This is a genomic window from Peribacillus sp. Bi96 (assembly GCF_918698115.1).
GTDB lineage: Bacteria > Bacillota > Bacilli > Bacillales > DSM-1321 > Peribacillus.
This window is the reverse complement of the sequence record NZ_CAKKLV010000031.1, coordinates 18202-32974: the sequence shown is the minus strand read 5'-3', so window position 1 is coordinate 32974 and position 14773 is coordinate 18202. Positions and strand designations below refer to the sequence as shown.

General features: G+C 36.3%; 10 protein-coding genes. All 10 read left to right on the top strand.

Features of this window, described 5'->3' with window-relative positions; genetic code table 11:
- Positions 1 to 8 precede the first annotated feature (8 nt).
- The 10 genes from LQ203_RS24520 to manA all read left to right on the top strand — a co-directional run bounded on the left by LQ203_RS24520 (position 9) and on the right by manA (position 14669).
- A complete protein-coding gene (locus LQ203_RS24520; protein ID WP_230162224.1) occupies positions 9 to 3143 on the top strand; it encodes an alpha-mannosidase in 3135 nt (1044 codons plus the stop codon).
- 146 nt (positions 3144 to 3289) lie between these two features.
- Positions 3290 to 5107 (top strand): sensor histidine kinase, encoded by a 1818-nt coding sequence (locus tag LQ203_RS24515; protein ID WP_230162222.1) that lies wholly within the window; start codon positions 3290 to 3292, stop codon positions 5105 to 5107.
- Between the two features lies 1 nt (position 5108).
- Positions 5109 to 6614, top strand: coding sequence for a response regulator transcription factor (locus tag LQ203_RS24510; RefSeq protein WP_230162220.1), 1506 nt, complete (start codon positions 5109 to 5111; stop codon positions 6612 to 6614).
- Between the two features lie 255 nt (positions 6615 to 6869).
- Positions 6870 to 7754, top strand: a complete 885-nt coding sequence (locus LQ203_RS24505) for a sugar ABC transporter permease (RefSeq protein ID WP_230162247.1) — start codon at positions 6870 to 6872, stop codon at positions 7752 to 7754.
- 195 nt (positions 7755 to 7949) lie between these two features.
- Entirely contained in the window at positions 7950 to 8804 is an 855-nt protein-coding gene (locus LQ203_RS24500; RefSeq protein ID WP_230162245.1) for a carbohydrate ABC transporter permease, read from the top strand.
- A gap of 39 nt (positions 8805 to 8843) precedes the next feature.
- Positions 8844 to 10298, top strand: a complete 1455-nt coding sequence (locus LQ203_RS24495) for an ABC transporter substrate-binding protein (RefSeq protein ID WP_230162218.1) — start codon at positions 8844 to 8846, stop codon at positions 10296 to 10298.
- A gap of 75 nt (positions 10299 to 10373) precedes the next feature.
- Positions 10374 to 11780 carry a glycoside hydrolase family 1 protein gene (locus tag LQ203_RS24490; RefSeq protein WP_230162216.1) on the top strand — a complete coding sequence of 469 codons (1407 nt, stop codon included), beginning with the start codon at positions 10374 to 10376 and terminating at the stop codon, positions 11778 to 11780.
- A 59-nt stretch (positions 11781 to 11839) separates the two neighbouring features.
- Entirely contained in the window at positions 11840 to 12739 is a 900-nt protein-coding gene (locus LQ203_RS24485; protein WP_230162214.1) for an ROK family protein, read from the top strand.
- A 24-nt stretch (positions 12740 to 12763) separates the two neighbouring features.
- Positions 12764 to 13657 (top strand): ROK family protein, encoded by an 894-nt coding sequence (locus LQ203_RS24480; RefSeq protein WP_230162212.1) that lies wholly within the window; start codon positions 12764 to 12766, stop codon positions 13655 to 13657.
- A 61-nt stretch (positions 13658 to 13718) separates the two neighbouring features.
- Positions 13719 to 14669, top strand: coding sequence for a mannose-6-phosphate isomerase, class I (gene manA / locus LQ203_RS24475; protein WP_230162210.1), 951 nt, complete (start codon positions 13719 to 13721; stop codon positions 14667 to 14669).
- The last annotated feature ends 104 nt before the right edge of the window (positions 14670 to 14773 follow it).

Genomic DNA, 14773 nt, shown 5'->3' with positions numbered 1-14773 from the left:
GGATTTATATGTTTTTAGTAGAAAGAAAGCTAGAAGCAAGAATACAAGAATTGGCGCAGTACCGCTATCGTGATGGAATTGAGATTGGTCAGTTTAGTACAATTGAGGATGAGGGTGTAGTAGGCACATATCCTCCTATAGAAAAGGGTGAATCGACTTTACAACTAAGAGACCAATGGAAGGGACGAGACCGGTATCTTTGGCTACATGCAGATGTTCAACTCCCGACGGAATGGGCTGATAGAAAAGTAGTTGGTTTATTTGATTTTGGACGTACAGGCGGAGGAAATAATTCTGGATTTGAATCATTATTATTCTTAAATGGAAATCCGTACCAAGGTGTTGATTCTAACCATCAGGAAGTATTTTTTCCACCAACCGAAATAGGAAACACTGTTCAATTAGATTTCAGACTTTGGTCTGGACTTGAAGGTGGTGGAGAGCCAAAGGAGCAAATTTATACACTTGAGATGGCCCAATTGGCTTGGTTAGACGAGGCTGTAGATGATTTATATTATACATCCCTAGCAGCGTGGCAAACAATTAAAGAACTTGGTGATGACCGACCAGAAAAACATGCAATTATAAAAGTGTTGAATCAAGCTTTTATGAAAATAAATTGGAGTAAACCAGGTAATGAAGCATTTTTTAGTAGTTGTGAAATTGCTAGTGTGGAATTAAATAAAAGTCTTAACGAAATCGAAAAACATCACCCTGTGACCATTCATTGTGTTGGTCATACACATATTGATGTTGCATGGCTATGGCGTTTAAAACATACACGTGAAAAGGCTGCTCGATCTTTTTCTACTGTTTTAAGATTAATGGAGCAATATCCGGAATATTATTTTCTCCAAACACAGCCACAGTTATATGAGTATATTAAAGAAGACTACCCAGAAATCTATGAAAATATTAAAAAGCGTGTAAAAGAAGGTCGTTGGGAAACTGAAGGTGCAATGTGGTTAGAAGCAGATTGTAATATTCCTAGCGGGGAATCACTAGTGAGACAAATTTTGTACGGGAAGGAATTCTTTAAAAGGGAATTTGAGGTAGATTGCAAGTATCTATGGCTGCCAGATGTATTTGGGTATTGCTGGGCACTTCCACAAATTTTGAAAAAGTCAGGAATCGATACATTTATGACCACTAAAATAAGTTGGAATCAGTATAATCGTATGCCAAATGATACTTTTAAATGGCGTGGAATTGATGGGACAGAAATCCTAACTCATTTTGTAACCACTCCTGAACCTTGGAATTCGGAAGATTCGTGGTTTTATACATATAATGGGCTGATTACCGCAAAGACTGTAAACGGTGCATGGAATTCATACCGGAATAAAGATGTTAACCAAGATTTACTTCTTTCCTATGGGTATGGTGATGGGGGTGGAGGAGTCAATCGAGAGATGATAGAGCTTCGTCGCAGATTTGAGAATATGCCAGGACTGCCAAAAGTAAAAACGGCAAAAGCTGGAGAGTACTTCCAAAAGTTACACGAAAATATTGAGAATTCAAATGAGTATGTCCACACTTGGGACGGTGAATTGTACCTTGAATACCACAGGGGGACCTATACAAGTCAAGCATATACAAAACGAATGAATCGTAAACTCGAGTTGAGTTATAGGGAGTCGGAATGGTTGTCTGTGTGGAACTCTCTAATGTCATCATGGGCGAAATATCCTAAGCAACAGCTTGATGAAGGTTGGAAGATTATTTTGCGAAATCAATTCCATGATATTATTCCTGGTTCATCCATTAAGGAAGTATATGAAGATGCAAAAGTGGAATATAAACAAGCAGAAGATATACAACTCGAAATTGATCAGAATAATTTCAATGAGTTTATTGAACCTAAACATGGAACGTATACAGTCTTCAATGCAACTAGTTGGCAAGATCAACAAAGTGCATTCATCCCATACGATCAAACGAATGATGTGGTTGGAGGATGGATATCAGGTTCAGGGGAAATTCTAAATAGCCAACGAACTGAAAATGGTTGGTTAGTTGAATTAGAGGAGACCAAACAATTTGGTGCAGTAGAAATTCAATTCAAACAAGATCCTATGGTAGAAAATAAAACACCATTTCTTATTAAGGGAATGTTGTTGGAAACACCTTTTTATCAAGTTGCATGGAATGACTCCCTTCAACTGACTCGAATATTTGATAAGGAAGCTAGGCGTGAAGTACTAGCACAACAGGAAAAAGGAAACATCATTCAAATTTTTGAAGATAAACCATTAGCACACGATGCGTGGGATATTGATTTGTATTACCAAGAAAAAATGGAGGAAATCCGTGAAGTAGTATCAAGTGAAGTTGTTGAAAATGGTCCGCTTCGTATTGTCATCCGGACGAAATGGAAGTATCAAAGTTCTTTGGTTGAACAAGATATGATTTTCTATGCTCAAAATAGACGTATTGATTTTAAAACAAAAGTGGATTGGCATGAGCAACGTAAGTTAATGAAGGTAGCATTCCCAGTTGATATTCGTTCTACCGAAGCAACTTATGATATTCAATTTGGTAATGTTAAGAGACCGACACATTGGAATACGAGCTGGGATATGGCACGATTTGAAACAGTTGGACATCAGTGGGCAGACCTTTCTGAAACAGGGTACGGAGTGAGTTTGTTAAATGATTGCAAATACGGGTATGACATTAAAGACCAAACGATTCGCTTATCCTTGCTAAAAGCAGCAATCCACCCTGATCCAACCGCAGATCAAGGAGAACACGAGTTTACGTATTCACTGCTACCTCATCAGGGAGATTGGAGAGTTGGGCAAACAGTAAAGCAAGCTTGGTTTATAAATAATCGATTGAAAGTAGTGAAAGGTGGATTTTCACCAGCGGAAAGCTCGTTTATGAATGTGAATAACGATCATGTTAAGATCGATGCGATAAAGAAAAAAGAGGGCGATGACGCAGTAATTATTCGCCTTCATGAGTATGAAGGGCGACGCGGAAATGTCTTGATTGAATTCCCAAGAAACGTTAAAAAATGGTATGAAACAAACTTGATGGAACAAGTTGATAGCAAGAAACAAACCGAACAAATCGACTTTGAAATAAAACCGTATGAAATTAAAACAATATTAGTCTATTTTCATGATGAAATAAGATAATACTATTCATCCCTCTGTCGGGCAGTGAATCAACTTCACTTTCCGACAGAAAATACAGTAAAATGGTAGTTGAGTACGTAAATCTGCATGGAAGGAGATAAGGGATGTTCTTTGAGTTAGTAAGTCATCATGGGAGGATATAAAGGATGTTCTTGAGTAATATAATAAGGCGGCTAACGAATAAGGTGTTTAGCAAAATTTTAATCACTTATTCCGTAACGATCCTTCTTACAATGTTTCTGTTACTGCTTGTATTATCACGCTATTATACAGAAGTTATTATCCAGAAAGAAATGGACGCAAGTACAGAAACACTAGAACGGGTTGAATCTTATCTCCAGCAAAAAGATGAGCATGTACAATATGTTATGCAAGAATTATATTTAAAAACAGATCTTATTTATAATGATATTGCATTTGCATTGCAGCATGATTATGATTCATATCTTGCGTATCGACTAGATAAGTACAGTGAAAGCTCTTCATTTATTCCGAACAACCTTAATACATTTTTCCAAGCGTATTTTAGTCAAGACCCTGATATCAATGCAGTGAGTTTAAAAAGTGTAAGCCCTGGTACAGAGTATGAATATATAAATAGCCACTATAGATGGAATAAATATATGGATAAGAGAGAGCAAAAGAAAGGGAATCAGGAAGGTATAACTGTTCATCCTCAAGACTTACAACTTCAGCAAGTTGAGTGGGAGCAAGAAAGGAGTATCTTCAACAATATTCAAATATCTCGTTCCATTAATGATCCTGCGACCCTTAAGAAATTAGGGGATCTGACGGTTTTTTATGATACAGCGGGAATACAAGATGTGATTCGTTTGAGGAAATCACAATTTAAAGGAACAGTCCATATTTTTCAACGTAATGGGGATTATCTTTACTCGTCAGACGATGGTACCATTCCAGTACCATTGAAAGATATACCATTTGAAACGAACTTCAAGAAAATAAAGTGGAAGGGAAAAAACTACTATATTAATACATTGGCTGATGACCACAGGGGCTACTTATATGTAGGTTTCATGCCTGAGGATGATATTAAGAAAATAACGATTGTTCATAGGTATATGTTATTATCTACAGTTTTACTTTCTTGTATAGCAATTGCTGTAACCTATTTTGCGATGAGATCTTATTCTAGAAGAATTAATAAAATAGAAACTGCCATTCACCAAGTTCGAGATGGAAACTTGCAAATTAGAATACCTGATAGTAGAGAAAAAGACGAGTTAACAGCCATATCAGAAAGTTTCAATGATATGTTAGATGATCTAAACATGTATATTAAAGATGTATATGTTTTAAATATCCGCCAAAGAGAGGCTGAAATGAAAGCGCTTCAGTCACAAATTCAGCCGCATTTTCTATATAATACATTGGAAGCTATTCGCATGAAAGCTATAGCTGACGGATCTAAGCCAACTAGTAATATGATTTATAGTTTAGGACAATTATTTCGTTATTCTTTAAGTAGTAAAGAAATCGTTCAAATTTCTGATGAAATCCAACATGTTAAGGAGTACATAGGTCTAAATCAGATTAGATATTCTAACCGCTTACACGTAACGTACGAGATTCCAGAAAATTGTTTAGACGAAAAAATTCTCAAATTTACCCTTCAACCCCTTATTGAAAATTATTTGATTCATGGCTTCCGAAAAGAAACAAATAATAATGAATTACTAATTAAAGTTCAAAGAATTCATCGGGAAATAGAAATAATAATAAAAGACAATGGGAGAGGTATTCCAATAGATAAACTATTGGCTATTCAAACTAAATTATTAGAAGGAACTACCACCTCTGAGGGCTCAATCGGGCTGAGTAATGTTCATCAAAGAATACAATTAAAATACGGACAAAATTATGGAATTCAGATTAGTAGTAATGAAGGAGAAGAAACTATTTTAGAAGTTAGAATTCCAGCAGCTAGGAGGGAACAGATATAACATGTATAACGTATTTTTAGTAGATGATGAACCATTTATTATTGAAGGCATGAGAGCGTTGGTACCTTGGGAAGATTATGGACTAAATGTTGTTGGTGAAGCTTCTAATGGTAGTGAGGCTATTAAAAAGTTAGAAACGTGTCATGTTGATATATTATTAACTGATATAATGATGCCCATAATGGATGGATTAGAGCTAATTAGTACGTTGAAAGAACGTCATCCTAATACAAAATATATCGTTTTATCTGGATACGAAGAATTTGAATATGTGAAAAAGGGTATGAAGCTAGGAATCGAAAATTATCTTTTAAAGCCTGTCAATGAGCAGGAACTCATTTCAACATTGGAAAATAGTATAGAGAAACTTGAGAAATCTACAAATAATGAGGAAGCCTATACTATTTTAAGAGATAATACGATTTGGCGATGTCTGAATCAAGACATCGATGCAAAAGAATGGCGTGAAAGAGTAGAGTTGTATAGTTTGGAGTTCGATGGTCAGAATCTAGCTGTTGTATTAATGCAAATATCAGATGGTGAACATGAAAACTCTTCCTTTTTCAGAAAAAGAGTAGAGGAGTTATTTCAGTCTGTCTGCATTATTAATCCAGATGGCGAACTTATCCTTTTAGTTTCATTTAATTGTGAAGATGGACTTAAGAAAAAACTAGATGAATTGAATATGCTATTTGCTGGATATGTTTCTGGAAAGTATCATATTAATGTTGGATCATTTGTTTGCTCCACAAGTGAATTGTATAAGAGCTATCAACGTGCAAAAGAGTTATCTGGCTATCGATTAGTACTCAAAGAAAGTGGACTCATAACAGATGAATTAACAAAGCAGTATACGCAAGCAAGCCTTTCTACTTCGAATGAATTGGGTGATCTAAAGAGATACATTGTTGGCTCAGAACAAGAAAAGGCTTTTTTGTGGATCAAAGATGCTTTCGATGAGATTAATAAATCTACTAAAAAGGTTGCTCCAACTATTATTAGAGGGTTCGCTATTGAAATAGTTACGTCTATCCAAAAAGATGTATCGTCACATGCAAATGATCAAACAGTAGGTATTGTAAAGCGAATTTTAGAGGCCTATTCAATTGGAATTTTAGTTGACATTCTTATTGATTTTATCGAAGGAATTTTTAGAACATTGGAACAAAAGTCGGAGCATCGAAGTCCTATTATTCAAAGCGTGGTGCAATATATTCAAGCACATTTTTATGAGGAACTTTCTTTGAAAACATTAAGCTATAAATTTCATATAAATTCGATTTACTTAGGACAACTTTTCCAGAAAGAAACTGGCTTAGTATTCTCTGAGTATATTAATCATTTAAGACTCGAAAAAGCAAAACAATTGTTGAGAGGGACACATTTAAAGGCTGGAATAATTGGAAAACAAGTTGGCTATTCGGATTCTGCTTATTTTTATAAACAGTTTAAGAAGGCGGTGGGGATTACACCATCAGCATGGAGAACAATGAATATCAAATCTTGATATCCCGTTATTCGGGATTTTTTTCGTTTTGAGGAGCGTCTCTGATCCTAAAAGAATCAAAAAATGATAAAAAATGCTGTATTAACTATCGAATGTTTAATAAGTACAGTAAATCTAAATATTGTTAACTTTATACATTTTTGACTTTTTCTTATTATATATATGTAAGGGTTTTCAATATAAGGGAGGAGGGGCTTTGTGAATCGTATCAAGAGTTTTTTCCAAGATGTTTATAAGAATCGAGTGTGGCTCCTCATGGTTTTACCAGGGACCATTTGGCTATTGTTATTTTCATATCTTCCGATGTTTGGAACTGTCATTGCCTTTAAAAATTTCCGATATGATCCGAATGGTTTTTTTGCAAGTATCCTAAATAGTGAGTGGGTTGGCTTTGAAAACTTCAAGTTTTTATTTAATACAAATGACGCCTGGATCATTACAAGAAATACGGTTCTATATAATTTAGTCTTTATCGTTGTAGGGCTTGTATTAGCAGTGTTTGTAGCGATTGTTCTAAATGAGCTCGCAAATAAGAGGTTATCTAAAATTTACCAAACAGGGATGCTGTTTCCACACTTCTTATCATGGGTTGTTGTTAGTTATTTCGTATTCACGTTTCTAAGCGTGGATAGAGGTCTACTTAATAATATACTTCTATGGTTTGGAGTAGAAGACCCTATATCGTGGTATAACGAAGCAAAATATTGGCCTTTTATTATCGTTCTAACAAGTATGTGGAAGGGCGTTGGTTATGGAAGTATTGTTTATTTAGCAGCTATAGTTGGGATTGATAAAAACTATTACGAAGCCGCTATGATAGATGGTGCGAATAAGTGGCAACAAATTCGTAATATTACGATTCCGATGATAACACCGCTCATTGTTATTTTAACCATTTTAAACGTTGGTAGAATTTTTAGTGCAGACTTTGGTCTGTTTTTTCAGGTTCCTCGTGATTCAGGTCCGTTATATTCAGTAACAAACGTTATAGATACTTATGTATACCGAGGGATAACGACAATGGGGGACATTAGTATGAGTACTGCCGCTGGTCTTTACCAATCAATTGTAGGCTTTGCATTAGTAATGCTGACAAATTATCTTGTTCAGAAAGTTGATAAAGAATATGCCCTATTTTAAAAAATCGAGAGAGAAAGGAGAGTGGCCGCAGTTTTGTGGCAAATTACAATGATAACAAATCAAAATAGCTCTCAACCTACTCCATTACCATTAAATAAAGGGAATGCTCAAAACCAAGTGAATCAACCAAACAAGAAAAGTAAGCGTAAGAAAAAGTACACACCACATGGTCTAAGTGGGTTTCCTAATCTTATAATGAATATTTTGTTTGGAACATTTTCTATAATGTGTATCTTTCCATTTCTATATGTAATCGTCATCTCTTTAACTGATGAGAAAACCTTAGCGCGAAATGGATATCAGCTGTTACCTGAAATATGGAGTTTTGAAGCATATCGATACTTGTGGCAAATGAAGGATCAATTACTACAATCTTATACTATAACGATAGTAGTAACGGTGCTTGGTACACTTGTCAGTGTAATAATGATTTCTTTATATGCCTATGCTATTTCTAGAAAGCAATTCAAATATCGCGGTTTCTTTACTTTTATTGCATTCTTCACAATGCTTTTTAGTGGAGGACTAGTTCCTTTCTATATAGTAGCAACACAGTTTTTACATCTACGTAACTCTATTTGGGCATTGATCTTACCACTTGCAATGAATGCATTCTACATTCTAATTATGAGAACCTTTTTCCAAAGGTCTGTACCAGAATCCATTTTGGAATCGGCTAGAATTGATGGAGCAAGTGAATTAAGAATATTCGTGAAAATTGTTGTTCCACTTTCATTACCAGGTCTTGCAACTATTGCCCTTTTTAGTACATTGGGTTACTGGAATGATTGGTTTAATGCACTGTTATTCATTGATGAATCGCACTTAGTGCCACTACAGTCAATGCTGATGAAGATTGAAAACAACATAGAATTTTTAAGGCAAAATTCGTTAGCTGGCGGTATACAAAATGATTTATTAAGTGCTGTACCTCAAGATGCTGCAAAAATGGCAATGGTTGTTATTTCAACCTTGCCGATAGCGATTGCCTATCCGTTTTTCCAAAAATACTTTGTTAATGGATTGACAATCGGTGGGGTTAAGGAATGATTGATTTTTGAGAAAAATAAGTATAAGGGGGGAGTTAAAATGAATAAGAAGTTAGCTATTATTCTAGTACTCTTATTAAGTTTATCTACGTTTTTAGCTGCATGTAGTGGAGGGAATTCAGATAAAACGAGCGGAAGTAAAGCTGGTGAAGAAAAACCTTATGAAATTATGTGGTACACGATTGGGACACCTCAAAAAGATGTCGATAAAGTTATGAAGGAAGTAAGTAAATACACGAAAAAGAAAATTAACGCCACCGTTAAAATGAGACAAATTGACTGGGGCGATTATGATCAAAAAATGCAAGTTATGATTGCTTCAGGTGAATCATTTGATATTGCCTATACTGCAAGTGGAAACTATGTATTAAATGCACAAAAAGGGGCATTTAAAGACCTAAATGAACTTCTTGACACACATGGAAAAGAATTAAAAGCAACAATTGATCCAGCGTACTTAGAAGGGGCTAAAATTGATGGAAAGCTTTACGGTATTCCTTCTAACAAAGAAGTAGGTCAGCAAAGTGTGTACGTATTTAATAAGAATCTAGTCGATAAATACAATATGGATATTTCAAGCATTCACTCTTTAAAAGACTTGGAACCTTTATTGAAAACAGTTAAAGAAAATGAGCCAGACTTTACACCAATTTCCACTTTCAAACCGTATTTACCATTTGATTATGTATTAGAAGATGAATTGCCGTTTGCGTTTCCTCTAGAAGGAGATAAAGGAAAGGTAGTTAATATCTTTGAATCAGATATTATGATGGAAACGTTAAAAACAATGCACGAATACTATAAAGCTGGTTATATAAAAGCGGATGCAGCAACAAGTACAGATCCATGGCCGCTAGAGGTACAAAACTGGTTCGTACGTAAAGAAATGTACCAGCCATATGCGGAATTAATATGGTCTCGTTCTGCAGGTTATAATGTAGCCGTACAACCAATGCATGATCCGATTACATTTAACAACTCTGTAACAGGGTCTATTCAAGCAATCTCTGCAACTTCCAAACATCCAGAGAAGGCTATGGATTTCTTAAATCTATTAAATACAGATCCATACCTTCGTAATTTAATTGATAGAGGTATTGAAGGTGTGCATTATGAAGAGGTCGATAACGGTAAAATTAAAGACCTTCCAGCTCGTGTAGAAAGCTACAACATGCCAAGTTACTCTTTAGGAAATCATTTCATTCTTAAGTTATATGAAAATGATCCCGAAGATAAATGGGATGCGTTCAAAGAATTCAATGATGCTTCTGTTCAAGCACCAACCCTAGGTTTCTATTTTGATACAAATCCTGTTCGTACAGAGATCGCAGCAATTGCAAACGTTGCGAATGAATATGCACCTCCGCTATTAACTGGCAGTGTTGACCCTGAGGAATATCTACCAAAGGCTAATAAGAAGTTTAAAGAAGCTGGATTAGATAAAGTGCTTGCAGAAATTCAAAAACAATATGATGAGTGGAAGAAAAATAACTAATAGATCTCATTCAGGAGGCAAAGTCGGAAACTTAATTTTCCGACTGCTTTCTTTTAAGGGAAGGCAGGATTGAAAATGAGTACAGAAGTAGAAAAGAATATTTACATGTTTCCGAAAGACTTTTGGTGGGGATCTGCATCATCCGCAACACAAATGGAAGGATTTTCAGGGGCAGATGGTAAAGGGAAGAATATTTGGGACTACTGGTATGAAACAGAACCGAATCGTTTTTACCAGGGTATTGGACCTGATAACACTTCACTGTTTTATACGAATTTTATTGACGATATTCAGCTCATGAAAGAAACGGGACATAACAGTTTTCGCTTTTCTATCTCGTGGTCCCGCATGTTTCCAAAGGGGCGTGGAGAAATAAATCCAAAGGCGATTGACTTTTATAATACCGTCATTAACACCTTACTAGAAAATGAGATTGAGCCTTTTGTGAATCTCTATCATTTTGACATGCCTATGGCTATGCAAGAAGAGGGTGGTTGGGAAAGCCGCTCTGTAGTTGATGCGTATGTGGAATATGCGTCTACTTGTTTTGAGAACTTTGGAGACCGTGTGATGAAATGGTTCACACATAATGAGCCAATCGTACCTGTTGAATGCGGTTATTTATATGGACATCATTATCCAGCATTTTGTGATTTTGGAAAGGCTGTTCAAGTTGGTTTCCATTCTGTATTAGCCTCCGCAAAAGCAATTAAGGCATACCATGATAAAGAGCTAGGAGGAAAAATTGGAATTATACTGAATGTTACTCCCTCGTATCCAAGGAGTAATCACCCTGCTGACTTAGATGCTGCTGAAAAAGCGGATTTACTATTTAACCGTTCCTTTCTAGATCCATCAGTGAAAGGCACTTTTCCTGAGGAGCTAATTGACATGTTGCGGGTAGAAAACTTTTTACCTAAGTATTTAACTGAAGATTTGGATATTATTCGTGAAAATACAGTTGACCTTTTAGGGATTAATTACTACCAACCACGAAGAGTTAAGGCGAAGGAAAACATCCCAAATCCAAAAGCTCCATTCATGCCAGAACGGTACTTTGATAATTATGACATGCCAGGGAAAAAGGTGAACCCATATAGAGGCTGGGAGATTTATGAAAAGGGTGTCTACGATATTTTAAAAAGCATCCAAGAAAACTATGGGAATATTGAATGTTTCATATCGGAAAGCGGCATGGGAGTTGAAGCAGAAGAACGCTTTAAGGATGAGAGTGGAATGATTCAGGATGATTATCGAATTACCTTTTACGAAGATCATTTAAAGTGGATACATAAAGCACTAAACGAAGGTGCCAATGTAAAAGGGTATCATGTATGGACATTTATGGATAACTGGTCATGGTTAAATTCATATAAGAACCGATACGGACTAGTAGAAGTAGATTTAAATAGAAACTTCAAGCGTACAATCAAGAAATCAGGTAAATGGTACAAAGAATTATCTGAAAACAACGGTTTTTGATTATTAGAAGAGTGCTACTAAGCATTTGTTCTATGAATATCACGAAGGAAGTGAAAGGAATGGACAAGTATCTTCTTGGCATTGATTTGGGTGGAACAAACTTGAGAATTGCCGTTGTAACATTGGAAGGCAAACTTTTAGAAGAGGTCAATGTAAAAACGGAAAGTGACAAAGGACCACATCATGTCATCGATAACATGATTAAAATATGCGAGGAGCTGTTACTGAAAAGAACTATTGAAGCAATAGGAATCGGAGTTCCGGGTCCTTTAGATTCAAAGCAAGGTATTATTTTAGGCCCTCCCAATTTACCTGGGTGGGATGAGGTTCCTTTAGCTCTAATGTTAGAAAAAGCTTTAGAGAAAAAAGTAGTGCTCGATAATGATGCCAACGCAGCTGCTTTAGCGGAAGCAACGATTGGGGCAGGCAAAGGAAAAGAATCTGTTTTTTATATGACGATCAGTACAGGAATCGGCGGAGGATATGTATATCGCAAACAGTTGATTCAAGGTGCTAATTTCTGTGCGGGTGAAGTTGGCAACATGATGGTTAATCGAGATGGTCCAACGCACCATATTCTGAATATTGGCTCTTTGGAATCTTTGGCAAGCGGTACAGCTGTGCATCGTCTCGGAAAAGAAAAGTTAGGTATAACAGGACATGCAGGAGAAGTGTTTACTATGGCAATGAACGGTCAGCAAGAAGCGGAAGCGATTGTTGATACCATGCTAACTTATTTGGCAAAAGGAATCTCTAATATTGTTCATACAATTGACCCGCACATGATTGTGTTAGGCGGGGGGGTCATGCAATCAAAAGAGTATATAATGCCGATTCTTCTTGAAAAAGTAAATGATTACTTATATCCACAGTTACGTAATAGGGTACAAATTGAATGTGCCTCGTTAGGAACAAAAGCTGGTGTTATCGGTGCGGCTCTGTTGACACAGCAAGCATAGTTCCAGTAAGTGAGGGGGATGACAATGAAAGCTTACATGGTGTTTGATTTTGGCGGAACTTATATAAAGTATGCGGTAATGGATGACAAATCAAAGAAACTGGAATGCGGGAAGATTCCAACTCCTAAAGAAGGACTAGATATGTTCTTAGATCACATTACCGAAATAGTTAAACATTATTCGGAGTCATTTGAAATTCAAGGTATCGCTTTAAGTTCGCCCGGTGCCGTAAACGTGGAAACAGGGTTTATTGGCGGGGCAAGTGCAATTCCCTTTATACATGGAGTAAACATGACAAGCTTACTAAAGGAACGGACAGGTCTGGTGGTGTCCGTTGAAAATGATGCAAACTGCGCGGCTTTGGCAGAAGGCTGGTTAGGTGCAGCGAAAGAAACTGATTTCTACATTTGTATTGTAATTGGTACAGGAATTGGCGGGGGAATTGTGATTAACCAATCAATTTTACGTGGAGCTACCCTTCACGGAGGTGAGTTTGGGTACATGATAATGGGAGAATCATGTAAGAGTCCTCTACAATCAACTTGGAGCAAAGTTGCATCGACAAATTCACTTGTAGGAGAAGTCGAAATGAGAAAATCTCTAGCAAGGGGAACGTTGGACGGAGAAGAAATATTTCGATTGGCGGAAGCAGGAGACTCCATTGCGAATGAATGCATTGCCAACCTATATAAGAAGCTGGCAATGGGAATCTATAATTTGAAGTATGTACTAGATCCTAACAAGATCCTAATAGGCGGGGGAATCAGCAAGCGCCCGGATGTAATTGAAGGCATAAATAATGAATTGGCACAATTGAAGGATGATACCTCTACATTGGATATTACGGTTGAACCTTGTAAATTTGATAACGATGCAAACTTAATTGGAGCCTTATTTCATTTCTTGAATCAAAAATAGGGAGTTTTTTATAAAAACGATATCCTCATTTACATATACTAATAAAGAAAGGAATAGAAAAATGAATGATACACCATTATTTTTAAAACCCGTTTTTCAAGAACGTATTTGGGGTGGAACAGCTCTTTGTGACCGTTTTGGCTATGAAATCCCATCAGCAATTACAGGAGAATGCTGGGCAATTTCCGCCCATCCAAATGGCCTGAGTCTTATTGAAAATGGTAAGTTTCAAGGTAAATCATTAAAAGAAGTATGGGAAAATCACCATGAGTTGTTTGGAAACTATAAGAGTGAGAAATTTCCGCTTCTTATAAAGATTTTGGATGCGAATGAAGAATTGTCTGTACAAGTACATCCCAATGATGATTATGCCAACGAGCATGAAAATGGCGAGTACGGTAAAACGGAATGTTGGTACATCATTGATTGTGATCAAGATGCTGAATTAGTGTTTGGACATCATGCTAAAACAAAAGAAGAAGTACGAGAAATGATTCAAAGTGGAAATTGGGAGAGGTTTTTACGTAAAGTTACTATTAGACCTGGTGATTTTTTCTACGTACCAAGTGGAACGGTTCATGCCTTATGTAATGGGACGTTGGTGTTAGAAACACAACAAAGCTCAGATACAACATACCGAGTTTATGATTATGACCGTGTAGATAATCAAGGGAGTAAACGTGAGCTGCATTTAGAAAAAGCAATGGGCGTCATTAATGCACCTCATATTGATACCAATATCGCTCCTAAAATAGAAAAGCGAGAAGGTGTAGAAGTTACAAAGTTTGTACAAAACCACTTTTTCTCTGTTAATAAATGGGATGTGAATGGAGAAGCGATATTTCAACAAAATCAAGCGTTTATGCTTGTAAGCATCATCGATGGGGAAGGAAGATTGTTGAAAGGCAGTGAAGGTTACACAATAAGAAAAGGAGCTCATTTTATTTTGCCGTATAAATATGGTGAATTTATCTTAAAGGGGAATATGAAGCTGATTGTATCACATCCTTAAACCTCATCCAGCTCTGTTGCGGAAAACGATTAATAGAAACATAGATTCGCTTTGCACCACGTTCCAGCTTTAAAAAGAGACGTATGTTTTACTATCTATCTTTT